A 16,667-nucleotide genomic window follows, 5' to 3' on the forward strand; every position below is an offset into this window, starting at 1 on the left:
GTCTATAACCTGTGTGTTCTATCGCCTTGCACAAAACCCAAGGGCGCCCAAACCTTGCCTGGCCCCAAGGCGATGACTTTGAATAACTCGCCCATCTCGTGTTCAGTGATGAGTTTTTGCGCCATGGCCTTTTCTGGCAAGGATGCGTCCTCTAACAAACCGATCAACCCGTTGTTGAGCAAAAAATGTGCTTGGCTGGTGTAGCCCAGCACTTCCAAGCCCACTTCTTGCGCAGCTAAAGCCACGCCAGTGAAATTGACGTGGGCAGTGATGTCCTTAAACCCAACACTTTGCAAAGGGTCGCCATCGCTTTGATGCGCTTGGTGGCACATCATCGTTCCCATGTGGCGTTGAGCATGGTAGTACTCAGCCTCAGGAAAGCCGTAGTCGATCAAGAACATTGCGCCACTGCGCAAGCGCTCGCCCACACTTCGAATAAATGCCAGTCCTTGGGGATGAATTTCGGTCAGGTAATCGTGATTGCCCTCGATGTCCAGTGGCGGACGTTCATCAGTGACGCAATCGTGCCAAGCAAAGGCGCATGACGCGTCATCCCAGGCCACGCCACGCTCATGCCACCTACCGGCTGTACGCCGCAAAAGTCGCACCGGCATGGCGTCGAGTACCTCGTTGCCAACCACCACGGCGTTGATGCTTTCAGGCAATTCACTGAGCCACTGCACACGCTGGCCAAAAGCCGCCAGCGTTTGGGCTTGGCGTTCACGCAAAGCGCCAGATACCTCGACGATGGTGTAGCTTTGCACCAAGTCCCCCAAGGTCTCTAACAATTGCGCGGCCAGCGTGCCGTTGCCAGCACCAAATTCCAACACCGCTTGGGTTTGTGTGTGCGTCAAGGCCTCGGCCACACTGCGCGCCAAAGCCTTGCCGAAATAAGCCGATATTTCGGGCGCGGTGACAAAATCACTGCCCTGTGCTGGCATGCGACCGATCTGAGCTTGTCCCGCAGCGTAGTAACCCAACCCAGGCGCGTACAACGCCAAGGCCATGAAGCGGTCAAAGCTTAACCAACCGCCATCGGCTTGCAAGCGCTTGCGAATCAAGGCCTGCAAGCCAGTCGCTAAACTCTTTGCCTGTGTGTCCATAGATTGATTGTCGTCCATGCCCTCTGCTGCCCTGATCGCTTCGACTCCTGCTGTGCTGGTTACCGGTGCAGGCAAGCGCTTGGGCCGAGCCATCGCCTTGGGGCTGGCTCGGGCTGGCTGGCGGGTGGCAGTGCACTACAGACACTCGGCACAAGAGGCCCAACAAACAGCCCATGACTGTGCTGCACTTACCGCAGGCGCAAACGTTTTTTCTGCCGACTTGAGCGAGGAAACGCAGGTGCGAGCGTTGTTTGAAGCTGCACAGCAGAACATGGGGCAATTGGATGCGGTGGTCAACAGCGCAGCGCTTTTCGAACACGACAGCGCAGAAAATTTTGGCTTTGCGCCCATGGAGCAGCATTTGCGCAGCAACACTGGGGCAGCTATCGTCTTGGCACAACTGCTGCACGCCCATGTGAAACAACGCCAAACCAGTGGCGTGGTGGTGAACATGCTGGACCAAAAGCTTTGGAACTACAACCCCGATTTTTTCAGCTACACCCTCTCCAAAGCGGCGCTGCAAGCCGCCACAACCATGTTGGCACAAGCCTTGGCACCTCAATTGCGGGTGGTGGGCGTAGCGCCTGGCCTGACATTGACCAGTCACTTGCTCAGCGATGAAAAGTTTGAGCAACTGCATCAACTCTCCCCTTTAGGACGCTCCTCCAGTGTGGAAGATGTGGTGGCCGCGGTGTTATTTGCCATAACCAACAGTTCTGTCACTGGCACCAGCTTGTTGGTGGATGGTGGCCAGCATCTGATGAAATTTGAGCGTGATTTTTCGCTGATGTAAAAAACCCTATGAACTCCAACGGCAACCAAATTCTCACTTTAAGCGGTTTGCGTTTTAACGCGGATCTTGGCATCTTGGCGCATGAGAAAAAAGCACCCCAACCCATTCAGGTCGACGCCGAGCTAAGCTTAGGCGCTCAGCCACTGCTGCCCGCCGATGACGATATTTCTCGCGTGTTGGATTACCGCTTGGTACGTCAAATCATCATCGATGAATGCACTGCACAACATGTCAGCTTGCTCGAGACCATGATTGGCAAACTCTGTCACCGCTTAATGGGTCTGCAGGGGGTGAAGGCGGTCAGGGTGAAAATCACCAAGCTTGAAATTTTTGACGACTGCGAAGTCGCTATCCGCATGGAGGCTGGATCATGGTGAACACCATGCAGATTGAACGTGAAACCCAAAAACTGGAAAAACGCCTGTGCCGACAGGTTGGCCAAGCCATTGTTCAATACAACATGATTGAAGAAGGCGACAAAGTCATGGTCTGCATGTCGGGCGGCAAAGACAGTTACGGCATGCTCGACATTTTGCTCAAACTCAAAGCGCGTGCACCGATTCACTTTGACATCATCGCGGTCAACTTAGACCAAAAACAACCCGGTTTCCCAGCGCATGTGTTGCCTGACTACCTCAGCACGCTTGGCGTGCCTTTTCGCATCGAAACCCAAGACACTTACTCCATCGTCAAGAGCAAAATTCCCGAGGGCAAAACCATGTGCAGCCTGTGCAGCAGGTTGCGTCGAGGCATTTTGTACCGCGTCGCCGATGAAATTGGCGCGACCAAAATTGCCTTAGGGCATCACCGCGATGACATCTTGCACACCTTTTTTCTGAACATGTTTTTCGCTGGCAAGTTGAAAAGCATGCCGCCGAAGTTGGTGAGTGACGCAGGCCACCATATCGTGATTCGGCCCTTGGCTTTTGTGGCTGAGCGCGATTTAGAGCGCTGGGCCGCGCACCGCGCGTTTCCCATCATTCCTTGCACCTTGTGCGGCAGCCAAGACGGTTTACAGCGCCAGCAAGTGGGCAATATGCTGCGCGAGTGGGAGAAAAAACACCCAGGGCGGTTGGACATCATGTTCAATTCGCTGCAACACGTGGCACCCTCTCACCTGCTGGACCACAGCTTGTTTGACTTTCAGGGCTTGAAAACCACCGGCGTCCCCGACCCCGAGGGGGACACTGCGTTTGACCCTGAGAGTTTTGCGCTACCTGGCCTGAGTGGCATACAAACGGTCACCCTGACCAGCTAAGTTAAAGCGACTCTAAAAAAGTTATCAAGTCTTTGCGCTGCTCGGCCGGTAAAGCCGTGAACTTGTCGCGCGAAGGCTTCGCTTCGCCGCCATGCCACACCACGGCCTCAAGCAAATTACGCGCACGTCCATCGTGCAAAAACGAAGTGCTGGCACTCACCTGCTTGGACAAACCTATACCCCACAACGGCGGGGTACGCCAATCGTTGCCGCTGGCTTTGAAGTCGGGGCGGCCATCGGCTAAATCGGGGCCCATGTCGTGCAACAGCAAGTCGGTATAGGGGCGAATACGCTGGTTAGAGATGGATGGCACCGCTGCATACTTGCCGGTGCGCCACTCGGGCACATGGCACATGGCGCACCCAGAGGATGCAAACAAAGCTTCACCACGCTTGACTTCGGGTTTGTCGACGTCTCGTCGCTCGGGTGTCTCTAAGGCCTGCGTCCAAAAAGTGATGGCGTCCCACATATCGGGGCGCAACTCTGGCTTAGGGGCTTTGATGGCGGCCAAGCACTCGTGCTGCACAGGCGTGCAGTTGGTGAAAGGGTAAACAGAAGAGGTGACGCCTATGTCTGAACCAAAGGCCGAGGCAATTTGCTGTCGGATACTGGGTTGGTTAGCCTTCCAGCCAAAACGCCCCATGGCCTGTTTGTTGTTGATGTCGTCGCGCACATAGTTGGGACGGCCATTCAATCCCTGCCCCTTTTGCTGCTGTGCGACGTGCAAAATGTCTTTTTCCGCAATGGCTTCCAAGTAGCCCATGCCCACCATGGCTTGGCTGTTGCGAAGCGAAAGCATCACACCGTCAGCAAGCGGACCAAAGTTGAGCTTGTCAACCCTTACCTTGGGTTGTCTAAGCTCTAAGGTCTCACCATCGGGGAAGCTGAAGGCCTTGGCAGACCAGTCGATATACACCTCGGCTTCGCCAGCTCTCACCTCGGTGTCTTTGCGGGTGATGGTGTCAAACATTTGGATCTCTGTCCCATAGTTGGGGTCCGGCTTGGGCGAGCCATGCGGTCCCTCACCTGGCACCGAGATGCGCAACACATGCTGAATAGCCAAACTGCCGCTGTTGTCTAAAGCTCTGCCGCGCCCCGCATTGAGGTGGCAAGAAGCACAGTTGGTCGCCAAAAACATAGGGCCCAAGCCCCACTCGCCGCCAGCAGGTCCAGGTTGAGACAAATCCCACACCAACGGAATGACGGGGTTGTTTACCGCCATCCAAAAATTGGTGAAGACCCGCTCCCCCTTGAGGAAGACTTGCATTTGCTTAGAAGTCAAACCTGCCACCGGCTGTCTGTAAACCTCTTGCGGCACCACTGTTTTGTCAGCGGGGGTTTGTGTGACAGCGGTCCCGTGCAATAACACCAAGGACAGAAAGACAAGGACCGCTTTTTTCACATCACACCTTTTTCAATGCTTTTTGTAAGCCACAACCTTTTGGTGCTGCTCGCCCAAGCCCGCAATACCCAAGGACATGGTGTCACCCGCCTTAAGGAAAACAGGTGCAGGCTTGCCGTTTTTCTTCATGCCCATGCCCACACCTGGAGGAGTGCCGGTGGTGATGACGTCGCCAGGCATCAGGGTCATGAACTGGCTGACGTAGCTGACCAATTTAGCGACATTAAACACCATGGTTTTGGTGTTGCCAGTTTGCATACGAACGCCATTCACGTCAAGCCACATAGCCAAGCGCTGGGGTTGAGGTACTTCGTCACGCGTGACCAACCATGGACCGATGGGGCCAAAGGTGTCGCAACCCTTGCCCTTGTCCCAGGTGAGGCCACGCTCGAGCTGGTACTCACGCTCGGACACATCGTTGATGGTGCAATAGCCAGCGACATAGTTCAGGGCTTGCGCTTGCGACACATAGCTGGCACGAGTACCAATCACTACGCCAAGCTCGACTTCCCAGTCTGACTTGACCGAGCCTTTGGGCAACATGATGTCGTCATTGGGGCCTTGTACACAACTGTTGGCTTTCATGAACACCACCGGCTCTTTGGGCACTGGCAGATTGGATTCAGCCGCATGGTCTGCGTAGTTCAAACCAATGGCAATAAATTTACCCACATGGCTGATGGGACAACCCATGCGAGGCTTGCCCTTGACCAAAGGAAGTGTGGCGGTTTTGATGCGTGCGAGTTTGGCCAAGGCTTTGTCGCTCAAGTGCTCTGGCGTAACATCGGCGATGACATGGCTTAAGTCACGCAGTTTGCCGTCTGTATCAATGAGGCCGGGTTTTTCGCGGCCCATTTGGCCATAGCGCACAAGTTTCATTTTTGCTCCTGTAAAAAAATCAATAGGTGGACCGACCGCCCGACAAATCGAACACTGCACCTGTTGAAAAGGAGCAGTCCTCGGTGCACAACCATGCCACCATGGCAGCAATTTCATCAGGGGTGCCAAAGCGGCCCATGGGAATTTTGCTCAACATGAACTGTATGTGCTCGGGCGTGAGTTGGTCAAAGATGGGGGTTTTGACTGCGGCGGGTGTGACGCAGTTCACGCGCACACCCGTATCAGCCAATTCTTTGCCCAGCGATTTGGTCAATGCAATCACTGCGGCTTTGCTGGCGCTGTAAGCGCTGGCATTGGGGTTGCCGTCTTTGCCTGCCACTGAGGCAATGTTGACGATGCGCCCATAGTTACGCGCCTTCATGTGGGGTGCCAGTTCGCGGCAGCAGTAGAACAAGCCGTTGACATTGATGTCAAACACCTTGTGCCAATCGGCCAGCGGGTAATCCCACGATTTCATGTTCGGGCCGGAAATGCCCGCGCTGTTGACTAAAGCGTCCACAGGCACCAATGCAATGCTTTGCTTGACAGCGGCCACCACTTCAGCGTGCTGGGTTAAATCGACTTTCACACTGTGCACCACCGCGCCAGGCACCGCTTTTTTAAACTCTGCTTCGGCCTTGGCCATGCCGGCAGCGTCATAGTCCCATACGGTCACTTGTGCACCCGAGCGCAGCAAGCGCTCGACCATGGCAAAACCCAAACCGCTAGCGCCCCCCGTCACCACTGCGTGGCGACCTTTCATATCGAGTTGATTCATCTTTGTTCCTAAAAAATCAAATGGTCATGCCGCCGTCGACCGAGTAGGCCTGACCGGTGGTGAATTGCGACTCGTCGCTGGCCAAAAACACCACAATGGGCGCTATTTCATGGGCTTGCGCTAAACGGCCCATGGGTTGTCGAGCGATGAAGTCTTTGCGAGCTTGCACCGGATCGGCTTGGCTGTCGATGCGGTCTTGCAAAGAGGGTGTATCCACTGTGCCTGGGCAAATTGCATTGCAACGTATTCCTTGGCGCACATGGTCGGCGGCCACTGCTTTGGTCAAACCAATGACAGCAGCTTTACTGGCGCCATACACAAAGCGGTTGGGCAGGCCTTTCAAGCTAGAGGCCACACTGGCCATGTTGATGATGCTGCCACCGCCTTGAGCAATCATCTTGGGCAAGGCTGCTTGAATCGCCCAAAATTGCGAGCGCACATTCAGGTTGAATGCCAAGTTCCAGTCGTCATCGGTGGCGGTCAAGGCGGTACCACTGTGCACATAGCCAGCGCAGTTGAACAATCCATCGATACGGTCCATGGCGCCAATCTGCGCTTGGATGGCGGCTTTGTCCATCACGTCCAGCACAGCGGTGTGCACCTGTGCCATGCCCTTGAACCCTTCAAGCAAACCGGGGTTAACGTCGGTGGCCCAAACGGTTGCGCCCTCGGCTGCCATGGCCAAAACCGTCGCCTTGCCAATGCCCTGCCCAGCGGCGGTAATGAGTATGTGCTTGCCTTGTAATCGCATGGGGTTTCCTGAATTGATAGGGTTCATGGCGTAACCAAGGATGATAGGGCTTCGCAGTCAAGCCCTTGGCTACGGGTTTATGCGGATGAGGCAAGACTTGACGCAGCGGTATGGTGCATGCAAGTATTCCCAATTCCCCAGAAAGCCTTTCGCCATGCGTTTCATCTCTTTTTACCGCTTTTGTTTGGTGTTGCTGGCCGTGTGTGCTGGCCTGCCTTGCGTGTCTTTGGCTCAACAAAAACTCAAATGGGCCCATGTGTATGAGTCCTCAGAGCCCTACCACACCGAGTCGGTTTGGGCAGCAGAAGAAATCAAAAAACGCAGCAATGGCAAGTTTGATATTCAGGTGTTTCCTGCGTCTAGTTTGGGCAAAGAAACCGATTTGAACCAAGGCCTGACCTTGGGATCGGTTGACATCATCATCAGCGGCCCCTCTTTTGCTGCGCGTAGCTACCCCCGCTTTGGCATCGCCTACTACCCCTTCATCTTCCGCGATGGCGACCATTTGCTGGCTTACTCCAAAAGCGCTTTATTCCAAGAGATGGTCAACGAATTTCGCAACAAAACTGGCATTCAAGTCACCGCCTACACCTACTATGGCGCCAGACATACCACCGCCCAAAAAACCTTTGGCCAATGTGCGGACATCAAGGGTTTGAAAATCCGCGTTCCCGACGCTCCCGCCTACACCGCGACGTGGCAAGCCTGCGGCGCCAACCCCACGCCCATCGCTTTTGCCGAGGTTTACTTGGCACTGCAAAACGGCACGGTGGATGCTCAAGAAAACCCCCTCACCACCATTGAGGCCAAAAAGTTCTTTGAAGTGCAAAAAGCCATCATGCTGACGGGGCATATTGTTGACGGCTTGGTGACCATGGTTGCGCCCCATGTGTGGAGCACACTCAGCCCTGCTGAGCAAAAAATGTTTACCGAAGTAATGCAAGAAGCTGCCGCCAGAGCCACAGCCAAAATCAAAAAACGCGAAGTCGAATTGATCGACACTTTCAAGAAAAAAGGCTTGCAGGTGGTGGAAGTCAACCGCAAAAGTTTTCAAGACGCCGTGCTGAAAAACAAACCTGTTGAAAGCATGGGTTTGTCCCGCGCCGACTACGACCGCGTTCAAGCAGCCAAATGAGCGCCGACCTTGATAAGCTGGCCGCCTCCTTTGGCGATGCGGATGAATCGGTTGATCTTTCAGGCACCATTGCCGAAGCTTGGCTTGCATTGTTTTTTTTCTGGGCATTAGGTTTGACGGTGCTCTACCAGTTCATCACCCGCTATGTGTTCAACGATTCTGCTGCATGGACCGAAGAAATCGCCCGCTACCTATTGATTGCCACGGTGTTCGTGGGCGCGGTCATTGGGGTGGCCAAAAACAACCATATTCAAGTTGATTTTTTCTACCGCTTCATGCCCCGTGGTTTGGCACGCAGTTTGTCTTTGCTGACTGATGTGTTGCGGGTGGCGTTTTTGGCAACGGCGAGCTACCTCACTTGGTTGCTGATGCAAAAAATGGGTAACTACCAAATGACCATCGTCAACCTGCCCATGAACATCGTCTACGGCGTGGTGTTACTGGCGTTTGTGCTGATGACATGGCGCAGCGTGTGGGTCATGCGGCGTCACTGGCAACAAGGCCATAGCGTGCTTGAACGCCCCGAAAACCTTTAAGGCCAGCATGTTAAAAATTATTTTTTTGTTTTTACTCAGTGGTGGCTTGCCCGTGGCCATGGCCATGGCGGCCGCCTCCCTCATCTATTTGTTGTTTGTTCCCAGCTCGCCACCCTTTGTGGTGGTTCACCGCATGGTCTCCGGCATTGACAGCTTTCCTTTACTGGCTGTGCCGTTTTTCATCTTGGCCGGCAACCTCATGAACACTGCGGGTATCACCCACCGCATTTACAGCTATGCGCTGGCATTGGTGGGCTGGCTCAAAGGCGGTTTGGGCCATGTGAACGTGGTGGGCTCGGTGGTGTTTGCTGGCATGAGTGGCACGGCAATCGCTGACGCAGCAGGTTTGGGCACCATCGAAATCAAAGCCATGACCGACCATGGCTACGACCCCGAATTTGCCGTGGGTGTGACCGCTGCGTCTGCCACTTTGGGCCCCATCATTCCACCCAGCCTGCCGTTTGTCATCTACGGCATGATGGCCAATGTGTCGGTGGGTTCGCTGTTTTTGGCCGGTATCGTTCCAGGCGTGGTCATGGCCTTGTTAATGATGCTTACCGTAGCTTACTTCGCCCATAAAAACGGCTGGGGTGGCGATGTGAAGTTTGAGTGGCCCAAGTTATTGAAAGCCTTGGGTGAAACCTTGGTGGTCATCAGTTGGCCGTTGGTCATTTGGTTGTTGGTCACCGAAGTCGGTACCCAAGCGCAACTCACGGTGCTGGTCGGTTTGGTGCTGCTGTTTGCCGCGGACAAGCTCTTTAACTTTCAAGCGGTGCTGCCCATCATGACGCCTGTGCTGCTGATTGGCGGCATGACCACGGGCGTTTTTACACCCACGGAGGGTGCAATTGCCGCCTGTGTGTGGGCACTGATCTTGGGTTTTCTGTGGTACCGCACTTTGCATTTCAAGCTGTTTGTCAAGATCTGCCTCGACACCGTAGAGACCACCGCCACAGTGCTCTTTATCGTGGCAGCTGCCAGCATTTTTGGTTGGTTGCTGACAGCCACTGGCGTAACCGCGGCCATTGGCCAATGGGTCTTAGGCGTGACCGACCAGCCTTGGCAGTTTTTGTTGCTGGCCAATTTGCTCATGCTGTTTGTCGGTTGTTTTTTGGAACCCACTGCCGCCATCACCATTTTGGTTCCTATTTTGGTTCCCATCTGCCAGCAACTCGGCATTGACTTGGTTCACTTCGGATTGGTCATGGTTTTGAACCTGATGATTGGTTTGTTGCACCCGCCCATGGGCATGGTGCTGTTCGTGCTGGCACGGGTGGCCAACTTGAGTGTGGAACGCACCACCATGGCGATCTTGCCGTGGTTGGTGCCGCTGATTGGCAGCTTGATTTTGATCACCTATGTACCCAGTATTTCCCTTTGGCTGCCCCGTTTGATGGCTTCTTGATATCGGTTTTTTCATGAGTACTTTTATTCGCCTCCATCCCGCCGATGACGTGGTCATCAGCCGCCAACAACTGCTCTCGGGCGCTATGGTGGAGGGCATGGCCGTGCGTGGCCTGATCCCGCCGGGTCACAAAATCGCCACCCGCGCCGTCGCCACGGGTGCGCCAGTGCGCCGTTACAACCAAATCATTGGCTTTGCCTCCAAAGACATCGCGCCCGGCGAGCATGTGCATACCCACAACCTTGACATGGGCCCCAACAAGGGCGACTTTGCACGCGACTATGCGTTTTGCGCCGATGTCAAACCCGAGGCCCCGGCTCGCCACGCCGAGTTCATGGGCTATGTGCGTGCGGACGGCCGCGTGGCCACGCGCAACTACATTGGCATCCTCTCCAGCGTGAATTGCTCGGCCACCGTCGCCCGCGCCATCGCTGACCATTTCTCCAAGACCATTCACCCCGCTGCTTTGGCCGACTTTCCCAACGTGGATGGTGTCATCGCCCTGACCCACGGCACAGGCTGCGGCATGGACACCGAAGGCTTAGGGATGCAGGTGCTGGAGCGCACCATGGCGGGCTACGCCACCCACCCCAATTTCGCGGGTGTGTTGGCCATCGGCTTGGGCTGCGAGGCCAATCAACTCAAATCGTGGATGTCGCACAGCGGCTTGGCCGAGGGCAGCACGCTGCAAACCTTCAACATCCAAGACAGTGGAGGCACCCGTTTGACGGTGGCCAAGGGCATCGAGTTGGTCAAGGCCATGCTGCCCACGGTGAACCAGTCCCAGCGTGTGCCGTGCAGCGTGGCGCACATCACCGTGGGGCTGCAGTGTGGCGGCTCAGACGGTTATTCGGGCATCAGCGCCAACCCAGCCTTGGGCGCGGCGGTCGACTTGCTGGTGGCGCACGGCGGCACCGCCATTCTGAGCGAAACGCCTGAAATTTATGGTGCCGAGCACCTGCTGACGCGCCGCGCAGTGCGCCGCGAGGTGGGCGAAAAATTGGTCGAGCGCATCCGCTGGTGGGAGCATTACACCGCCATGCACCAAGGCGAGATGAACAACAACCCCTCCCCTGGCAACAAAGCGGGGGGCTTGACCACCATTTTGGAGAAGTCCCTCGGCGCAGTGGCCAAAGGCGGCACCAGCAATTTGCAAGCGGTGTACGAGTACGCCGAGAAGGTCAAGGCGCATGGCTTTGTCTACATGGACACACCCGGCTACGATCCCGTCAGCGCCACCGGTCAAGTCGCGGGCGGCGCCAACCTGATTTGCTTCACCACAGGTCGCGGATCGGCCTATGGCTGCGCGCCCTCACCGTCACTCAAACTTTCCACCAACACCGCGTTGTGGCAACGCCAAACCGATGACATGGACATCAACTGCGGCGACGTGGTCGATGGCGGCAGCACGGTGCAAGCCAAAGGCGAGGAAATTTTTCAGCGCATCATTGCCTGCGCTTCAGGTGAGGCCAGCAAAAGCGAGCAGCACGGCTATGGGCAAAACGAGTTTGTGCCGTGGCAGCTGGGCGCGGTTATGTAAGAAGCGCCAAGCTGGCGTCCATATGCTCTGTGGGCAAGCGTTTGTAGCCGCTTCGGGCAAAACGCTGCAAGCGCCCCACCACAAATGACACCAAAACCGAGGCCTGCACATTGGCCTCTACCGTAGGTGTCAATGAGGACTGCGACTGCGCTTGGTCTCGCAAGACTTGGCGCAAGCTGGATTCAAAGCGTTCAAAGAACTGGTTCATGCGCTGCTCAAGGCGGTCGTTTTCAAACACCAAGGCGTCACCCACCATCACCCTTGCCATGCCGGGGTTTCGCTGGGCAAACTGCAGCAACACCGTCACCATGTGACGTGCTTTCACGGCAGAGGCGTCGCTTCGCTCAGCGATTTGGTTGAGCAAACTGAAGATGCTGGTTTCAATGAATTCGATCAGTCCTTCAAACATCTGCGCCTTGCTGGCGAAATGACGGTACAGCGCGGCTTCGCTTACCTCTAAGCGAGCGGCCAGTGCGGCGGTGGTGATGCGCTCAGCCCCTGGCTGCTCGAGCATGGCCGCCAGTGTTTGCAGGATTTGAATGCGCCGCTCACCAGGCTTGGGCCGCTTGCGTGGTGTGGCCTGTGCATCAGAGGATGAACTGCTGGTCTGCTCTGTGGCCATCGAAGACTCCTTGAAAGTCAGTGCGAACGAATCAGGGTACCAAAAGCTTGATCGGTGAGGATTTCCAACAACAAGGCGTGGGGCACCCGTCCATCAATGATATGCACCGAATTGACCCCGCTTTTGGCAGCGTCCAACGCACCGCTGATTTTGGGCAACATGCCGCCGCTCAGGGTGCCGTCGGCAAATAAAGCGTCAATTTGGCGAGCGCTTAGGTCACGCAAGAGGTTGCCAGCTTTGTCCAACACACCCTCGGTATTGGTCAACAACACCAACTTTTCAGCCTTCAACACCGTGGCAAGTTTGGAAGCCACCAAATCGGCGTTGATGTTGTAGCTCTCGTTACTTTCACCAAAGCCAATCGGGCTGATGACGGGAATGAAGGCGTCGTCTTGCAGTGCCTTGACCACGCTGGGGTCGACGCTGACGATATCGCCTACCTGCCCTACATCGACTTCTTTGCTGGGGTCTGTGCTGTCTTGCATCTTCAATTGACGCGCTCGGATCATGCCGCCGTCACGCCCTGTGAGGCCCACGGCCTTGCCACCCGCTTGGTTGATCAAGCCCACGATGTCTTGCTGCACCTCACCCGCCAACACCCACTCCACCACTTCCATGGTTTCGGCGTCAGTCACCCGCATACCTTGAACGAACTCGCCCTTTTTGCCCAAGCGCTGCAACGCGTTTTCAATTTGTGGCCCGCCCCCGTGCACCACCACAGGGTTCATGCCCACCAGCTTGAGAAGCACCACATCTTGGGCAAAGCCGGCTTGCAACTGCGGGTCAGTCATGGCGTTGCCACCGTATTTAATCACCAAGGTTTTGCCATGGAACTTGCGGATATAGGGCAAAGCTCGGGCCAGTATGTCGGCTTTGTCGCTGTTGGCTGTGGCAAAAGGGTGTGGACTGGACATGGCAGTTGTTGAATAAGTTAGACCTATTGTGCCGCATTCGTGTTGCCTTGGCTAATGCTAGCCTGCCTCTTAAGGAATAAAGTATTTTGAATAAATTGATAATCTGCTCAATATATTTTTTATTATTAAGAGATATAAAAATATATACTCGTATTAATATTTGTATTATAATAAAGTTTGATTAATGAATTATTTGGAGATATTCAATGGCACGAACCAGCCCTATTAACCAACTTGAAAAAATCCGCGCCGCCAGAATCAAACTGGAAAAAGAAGAACAGCGCTTGATGTCGCGTGGTCACGCCAAAGCGTTGGCACAAATTGTTCAAATCGCCCACAGTGCTGGTTTGAGCGCCGCCGACATTGCCGCTGCTTTGGGCAGCAAAACCAAAGGCAAAAAAGTTACTTCTAAAACCACCGCAGCCAAGGCACCCAAGGCCAAACGTGCAACTGCGGGTAAAAAAGTAGCGCCTAAATACCGTGACCCTGCTAATTCCGCCAATACCTGGACCGGTCGCGGTCGCATGCCCCAATGGGTACAAGCTTTAAATACAGCCGGCACATTGGCGTCAGCTCTAATCCCTGCAGCAGAATAAGTTTTATTGACCGCCGATATTATTTTTTTATTCGGCGGTTGATAAACTTTTAAGCGCCTTGCGCTCTTAAAGTCGATAAAACCTCGTCCACGCCAAACTCCCAAGCGGGAATGACCAAACCCAAACTTTGCTGCACCAAGCCGGTGTCAAGCACGGAGTTGGCAGGTCGCGGCGCTGGCAAAGGGTAATCGGAAGTGGCAATCGCCCTGACATCCTCGGGCTTGATTTTGAGCTGCCAACCCATTTGCGCGGCTCGCGACAGCACATATTGCGCATAACCATGCCAAGTGGTGCGCCCAGCATTGCTGAGGTGGTAAAGCCCACTCACACCCGCGTGTTGGGGGTTTTGCAAGGCCTGACAGGTGACCTGCGCCATCCAACGCGCCGAAGTGGGCACACCGTATTGATCGGCCACCACGCTCAAGCTGTCGCGCTCTTGCGCCAAGCGCAGCATGGTTTTCAAAAAATTGCCGCCATGTGCACCCACCACCCAAGAACTTCGGAAGATGAAAAAAGTACCCGCTTGCGCCATCACTTGCTCATCGCCATCGCGCTTGCTTCGTCCATAGACCGACAAAGGGTCGGTGGCGTCGCTTTCCTTGTAGGGGCTGGGAGAGCGTCCATTGAAAACATAGTCGGTGGAGTAGTGCACCATGGTGGCGCCCAAGGCTTTGGCCTCGGCGGCCATGATGCCAGGTGCCGTGGCATTGATTGCCTGCGCCAAGTCAGGCTCTTGCTCGGCTTTATCAACAGCGGTGTAGGCAGCCGCATTGACGATGTAGCGCGGCGCGTGGTGGCGAATCACCGCTTGCAAAGCCTTTGCGTCGCCAATGTCCACATCAACCAAAGTAAGCGGGATCAAGCGCCCTAAAACGGACAACTCTGCCTGCAAAGCGTATCCTAACTGACCGTTCGCCCCGAAGAGCAAAACGCTATCAGCTGCCATAGTTTTGGCCTATCCAAGCGCGGTAACTGCCGCTGGTGACTTCTTGCACCCAATCGCCATGGTTTAAATACCATTGAACAGTTTTGCGCAAGCCTGTTTCGAAGGTCTCTTCGGGGCGCCAGCCGAGTTCACGCTCCAATTTACGCGCATCAATGGCATAGCGTCGGTCGTGCCCGGGGCGGTCTTTCACAAACGTCATCTGCGTGGCGTAGGACTGGCCATCGGCACGGGGTTTCAATTCGTCAAGCAAAGCACACAGGGTGCGCACCACCTCGATATTGGGTTTCTCGTTCCAGCCGCCCACGTTGTAGGTTTCACCCAAGCGGCCGTCTTGCAGCACCCGCATGATGGCTTTGCAGTGGTCCTCCACGTACAACCAATCGCGCACCTGCTGACCGTCGCCGTAAATGGGCAGTGGCTTACCCGCCAAGGCGTTGTGTATCACCAAGGGAATGAGTTTTTCAGGGAAATGGTAGGGGCCGTAGTTGTTGCTGCAATTCGTGGTAAGCACCGGCAAGCCGTAAGTGTGGTGCCAAGCACGCACCAAATGGTCAGAAGCGGCTTTGCTGGCCGAGTAAGGGCTGTTGGGCTCGTAGGGGTGGGTTTCGCTAAAGGCGGGTGCATCGGCTGCCAAACTGCCGTACACCTCGTCGGTGCTGACATGCAAAAAACGAAACGCCTGCTTGGCCTGAGCATCCAACCCCGCCCAATAAGCCCGCACCGACTCGAGCAGCTGAAAGGTGCCGACCACATTGGTTTGTATGAAATCCATGGGGCCGTGGATAGAGCGGTCCACATGAGACTCGGCGGCGAAATGCAGTACGGCGCGGGGTTGGTGCGTCGCCAACAACTGGCTCACCAAGGTGGTGTCACCTATGTCGCCTTGCACAAAATGGTGTCGGCTGTCACCCGCCAAAGCATGGAGATTGCGCAAATTGCCAGCGTAGGTGAGCTTGTCGAGGTTGACCAGCACTTCCTCTTGGTGCGCCAACCACGCGTGGACAAAGTTGCTCCCGATGAAACCGGCACCGCCGGTCACCAAAACGGTCATGCGGGCAAGCTTTCTTCAGTAACACCCAAGACTTTGTTGCGAACCATTTCACGCAAGATTTTTTTCTCGGGAAAGCTCAAAGGACGGTCTAAAGCGCGACGCACACGCAGCAGCATATGACGATCTACTTCTTGTGGGATGCCATGGCTGCCGCGCAACTCGTCACGCAAGTCTTCGCGCAGGTCTTCGGGCTCGTCGTCCCACCAACCATCGACCACTTCCTGCAACTTGGTACGCACCAGTTCAGGGTCTTGCGGCGCAGCAGGCGCGGCAGCAGCACGAGGCTGGGCGCTTAATTCACGCGCGGCTTGGGCAATGAGCAACACACGGCGATCGGCCTGCGCCAACAAACGGCACCATGCGGGGTCTTCGTTGATCAACTGGTCCATGTGGCGGGCTGACTCGTCGGCCAACAGGTAAACATTCAGGCCATGCAATTGGGCTTCATCGATGCTGGCGGTCAAGCGGTCGTCATCGCTGGCGATCAACAGGTGTTCGCAGGCTTTGCGTTCTGACAAACGGGCGATGTCAGCGGACATGGCGCTGAAAGCCACTTCACTGGGTTCGCCGCTGGTGACGTCGAGCACACGCACGATTTGGTCTTGTGCAAATTGGCTGTCGGGGTTGTCGCTATACCAATAAACACGTTGAACATCCAAGCCCAAACCTGCTTGTTTCAAGGTCTGCACCAAGGTGGGGATCAGGGCTTGGCGGTTATAGGCCTCTGGCTCGGCATCGCTGTCGGTGCTTTGTTTAAGCAACCACGCCATGTAGTTACTGTCGATCAAGGCGATACAGCGACCACTGCGGGTCAGAGCATGGTCCTTGCGGGGATGCGTTGCGCGGTTTTCATTCTTCATCTAGGAGTACCTGTCGGTGATGTGTTTAAAACTAAGGAAGTGGGGCATACACAATGCCCGGACGAGCTGCAGGCGCTCGAAACTAATGTGGCTAATTG

General features: G+C 55.3%; 18 protein-coding genes. 8 read left to right on the forward strand and 10 right to left on the reverse strand.

The window, feature by feature from the left end; genetic code table 11:
- Positions 1–2: 2 nt before the first annotated feature.
- Entirely contained in the window at positions 3–1,121 is a 1,119-nt protein-coding gene (locus AC9UEO_RS03785) for a class I SAM-dependent methyltransferase (protein WP_509530055.1), read from the reverse strand.
- Here AC9UEO_RS03785 and AC9UEO_RS03790 point away from each other — a divergent pair.
- From AC9UEO_RS03790 to ttcA, 3 genes are read left to right on the forward strand one after another with little or no spacing between them, the layout of a single operon-like run.
- Positions 1,120–1,896 carry an SDR family oxidoreductase gene (locus tag AC9UEO_RS03790; RefSeq protein ID WP_509530058.1) on the forward strand — a complete coding sequence of 259 codons (777 nt, stop codon included), beginning with the start codon at positions 1,120–1,122 and terminating at the stop codon, positions 1,894–1,896. The genes AC9UEO_RS03785 and AC9UEO_RS03790 overlap by 2 nt on opposite strands.
- Before the next feature lie 8 nt (positions 1,897–1,904).
- Complete coding sequence (locus AC9UEO_RS03795; RefSeq protein ID WP_509530061.1) at positions 1,905–2,273, forward strand: dihydroneopterin aldolase; 369 nt, start codon at positions 1,905–1,907, stop codon at positions 2,271–2,273.
- Positions 2,267–3,154, forward strand: a complete 888-nt coding sequence (gene ttcA, locus AC9UEO_RS03800; RefSeq protein ID WP_509530064.1) for a tRNA 2-thiocytidine(32) synthetase TtcA — start codon at positions 2,267–2,269, stop codon at positions 3,152–3,154. Before AC9UEO_RS03795 ends, ttcA begins: the two co-directional genes overlap by 7 nt.
- Before the next feature lies 1 nt (position 3,155).
- Here ttcA and AC9UEO_RS03805 read toward each other — a convergent pair whose 3' ends face one another.
- The 4 genes from AC9UEO_RS03805 to AC9UEO_RS03820 are packed head-to-tail and all read right to left on the reverse strand — an operon-like array spanning position 3,156 to position 6,964.
- On the reverse strand, positions 3,156–4,556 hold the full coding sequence (locus AC9UEO_RS03805; RefSeq protein ID WP_509530066.1) for a di-heme oxidoreductase family protein: 1,401 nt from the start codon (positions 4,554–4,556) through the stop codon (positions 3,156–3,158).
- A 12-nt stretch (positions 4,557–4,568) separates the two neighbouring features.
- The gene (locus AC9UEO_RS03810; protein WP_509530069.1) at positions 4,569–5,435 is read right to left on the reverse strand and encodes a fumarylacetoacetate hydrolase family protein; all 867 of its coding nucleotides are present in this window, start codon (positions 5,433–5,435) and stop codon (positions 4,569–4,571) included.
- Positions 5,436–5,454: 19 nt separating this feature from the next.
- Entirely contained in the window at positions 5,455–6,213 is a 759-nt protein-coding gene (locus tag AC9UEO_RS03815) for an SDR family NAD(P)-dependent oxidoreductase (RefSeq protein WP_509530072.1), read from the reverse strand.
- Positions 6,214–6,229: 16 nt separating this feature from the next.
- A complete protein-coding gene (locus AC9UEO_RS03820) occupies positions 6,230–6,964 on the reverse strand; it encodes an SDR family oxidoreductase (RefSeq protein ID WP_509530206.1) in 735 nt (244 codons plus the stop codon).
- Positions 6,965–7,118: 154 nt separating this feature from the next.
- Between AC9UEO_RS03820 and AC9UEO_RS03825 the strand changes: the two genes are divergently transcribed.
- The 4 genes from AC9UEO_RS03825 to AC9UEO_RS03840 are packed head-to-tail and all read left to right on the forward strand — an operon-like array spanning position 7,119 to position 11,580.
- Positions 7,119–8,099: a sialic acid TRAP transporter substrate-binding protein SiaP gene (locus tag AC9UEO_RS03825; protein ID WP_509530075.1), complete on the forward strand. Its 981-nt coding sequence runs from the start codon at positions 7,119–7,121 to the stop codon at positions 8,097–8,099.
- Entirely contained in the window at positions 8,096–8,635 is a 540-nt protein-coding gene (locus AC9UEO_RS03830; RefSeq protein ID WP_509530078.1) for a TRAP transporter small permease, read from the forward strand. The genes AC9UEO_RS03825 and AC9UEO_RS03830 overlap by 4 nt, the downstream gene beginning before the upstream one ends.
- A gap of 7 nt (positions 8,636–8,642) precedes the next feature.
- Entirely contained in the window at positions 8,643–10,040 is a 1,398-nt protein-coding gene (locus AC9UEO_RS03835) for a TRAP transporter large permease (RefSeq protein ID WP_509530081.1), read from the forward strand.
- A gap of 13 nt (positions 10,041–10,053) precedes the next feature.
- Positions 10,054–11,580 (forward strand): UxaA family hydrolase, encoded by a 1,527-nt coding sequence (locus AC9UEO_RS03840; RefSeq protein WP_509530084.1) that lies wholly within the window; start codon positions 10,054–10,056, stop codon positions 11,578–11,580.
- On the opposite strand, the gene slmA is transcribed toward AC9UEO_RS03840, so the two are convergent.
- Entirely contained in the window at positions 11,573–12,202 is a 630-nt protein-coding gene (gene slmA / locus AC9UEO_RS03845; protein ID WP_509530087.1) for a nucleoid occlusion factor SlmA, read from the reverse strand. The two genes, AC9UEO_RS03840 and slmA, sit on opposite strands and share 8 nt — an antisense overlap.
- 17 nt (positions 12,203–12,219) lie before the next feature.
- The gene (argB, locus tag AC9UEO_RS03850; protein ID WP_509530090.1) at positions 12,220–13,116 is read right to left on the reverse strand and encodes an acetylglutamate kinase; all 897 of its coding nucleotides are present in this window, start codon (positions 13,114–13,116) and stop codon (positions 12,220–12,222) included.
- 206 nt (positions 13,117–13,322) lie between these two features.
- On the opposite strand from argB, the gene AC9UEO_RS03855 reads away from it, so the two are divergent.
- Positions 13,323–13,712 (forward strand): H-NS histone family protein, encoded by a 390-nt coding sequence (locus tag AC9UEO_RS03855; RefSeq protein WP_509530093.1) that lies wholly within the window; start codon positions 13,323–13,325, stop codon positions 13,710–13,712.
- A gap of 49 nt (positions 13,713–13,761) precedes the next feature.
- On the opposite strand, the gene rfbD is transcribed toward AC9UEO_RS03855, so the two are convergent.
- Genes rfbD through AC9UEO_RS03870 form a run of 3 tightly spaced genes read right to left on the reverse strand, consistent with a single transcriptional unit; the run spans position 13,762 to position 16,569 of the window.
- Complete coding sequence (gene rfbD / locus AC9UEO_RS03860; RefSeq protein ID WP_509530096.1) at positions 13,762–14,658, reverse strand: dTDP-4-dehydrorhamnose reductase; 897 nt, start codon at positions 14,656–14,658, stop codon at positions 13,762–13,764.
- A complete protein-coding gene (gene rfbB, locus AC9UEO_RS03865) occupies positions 14,648–15,709 on the reverse strand; it encodes a dTDP-glucose 4,6-dehydratase (protein ID WP_509530099.1) in 1,062 nt (353 codons plus the stop codon). The genes rfbD and rfbB overlap by 11 nt, the downstream gene beginning before the upstream one ends.
- Positions 15,706–16,569: a hypothetical protein gene (locus tag AC9UEO_RS03870; protein ID WP_509530102.1), complete on the reverse strand. Its 864-nt coding sequence runs from the start codon at positions 16,567–16,569 to the stop codon at positions 15,706–15,708. The genes rfbB and AC9UEO_RS03870 overlap by 4 nt, the downstream gene beginning before the upstream one ends.
- Positions 16,570–16,667 lie beyond the last annotated feature (98 nt).

The sequence above is a fragment of the Limnohabitans sp. genome, assembly GCF_040401495.1.
In the GTDB taxonomy this organism is placed as follows: domain Bacteria; phylum Pseudomonadota; class Gammaproteobacteria; order Burkholderiales; family Burkholderiaceae_C; genus Limnohabitans.

What these genes read in the sequence shown, in the direction of transcription:
- AC9UEO_RS03790 (WP_509530058.1), top strand. Translation starts at nt 1,120, where the DNA reads ATGCCCTCTGCTGCCCTGATCGCTTCGACTCCTGCTGTGCTGGTTACC.
- AC9UEO_RS03785 (WP_509530055.1), bottom strand. Translation starts at nt 1,121, where the DNA reads ATGGACGACAATCAATCTATGGACACACAGGCAAAGAGTTTAGCGACT.
- AC9UEO_RS03795 (WP_509530061.1), top strand. Translation starts at nt 1,905, where the DNA reads ATGAACTCCAACGGCAACCAAATTCTCACTTTAAGCGGTTTGCGTTTT.
- ttcA (WP_509530064.1), top strand. Translation starts at nt 2,267, where the DNA reads ATGGTGAACACCATGCAGATTGAACGTGAAACCCAAAAACTGGAAAAA.
- AC9UEO_RS03810 (WP_509530069.1), bottom strand. Translation starts at nt 5,435, where the DNA reads ATGAAACTTGTGCGCTATGGCCAAATGGGCCGCGAAAAACCCGGCCTC.
- AC9UEO_RS03815 (WP_509530072.1), bottom strand. Translation starts at nt 6,213, where the DNA reads ATGAATCAACTCGATATGAAAGGTCGCCACGCAGTGGTGACGGGGGGC.
- AC9UEO_RS03820 (WP_509530206.1), bottom strand. Translation starts at nt 6,964, where the DNA reads ATGCGATTACAAGGCAAGCACATACTCATTACCGCCGCTGGGCAGGGC.
- AC9UEO_RS03825 (WP_509530075.1), top strand. Translation starts at nt 7,119, where the DNA reads ATGCGTTTCATCTCTTTTTACCGCTTTTGTTTGGTGTTGCTGGCCGTG.
- AC9UEO_RS03830 (WP_509530078.1), top strand. Translation starts at nt 8,096, where the DNA reads ATGAGCGCCGACCTTGATAAGCTGGCCGCCTCCTTTGGCGATGCGGAT.
- AC9UEO_RS03835 (WP_509530081.1), top strand. Translation starts at nt 8,643, where the DNA reads ATGTTAAAAATTATTTTTTTGTTTTTACTCAGTGGTGGCTTGCCCGTG.
- AC9UEO_RS03840 (WP_509530084.1), top strand. Translation starts at nt 10,054, where the DNA reads ATGAGTACTTTTATTCGCCTCCATCCCGCCGATGACGTGGTCATCAGC.
- slmA (WP_509530087.1), bottom strand. Translation starts at nt 12,202, where the DNA reads ATGGCCACAGAGCAGACCAGCAGTTCATCCTCTGATGCACAGGCCACA.
- argB (WP_509530090.1), bottom strand. Translation starts at nt 13,116, where the DNA reads ATGTCCAGTCCACACCCTTTTGCCACAGCCAACAGCGACAAAGCCGAC.
- AC9UEO_RS03855 (WP_509530093.1), top strand. Translation starts at nt 13,323, where the DNA reads ATGGCACGAACCAGCCCTATTAACCAACTTGAAAAAATCCGCGCCGCC.
- rfbD (WP_509530096.1), bottom strand. Translation starts at nt 14,658, where the DNA reads ATGGCAGCTGATAGCGTTTTGCTCTTCGGGGCGAACGGTCAGTTAGGA.
- rfbB (WP_509530099.1), bottom strand. Translation starts at nt 15,709, where the DNA reads ATGACCGTTTTGGTGACCGGCGGTGCCGGTTTCATCGGGAGCAACTTT.
- AC9UEO_RS03870 (WP_509530102.1), bottom strand. Translation starts at nt 16,569, where the DNA reads ATGAAGAATGAAAACCGCGCAACGCATCCCCGCAAGGACCATGCTCTG.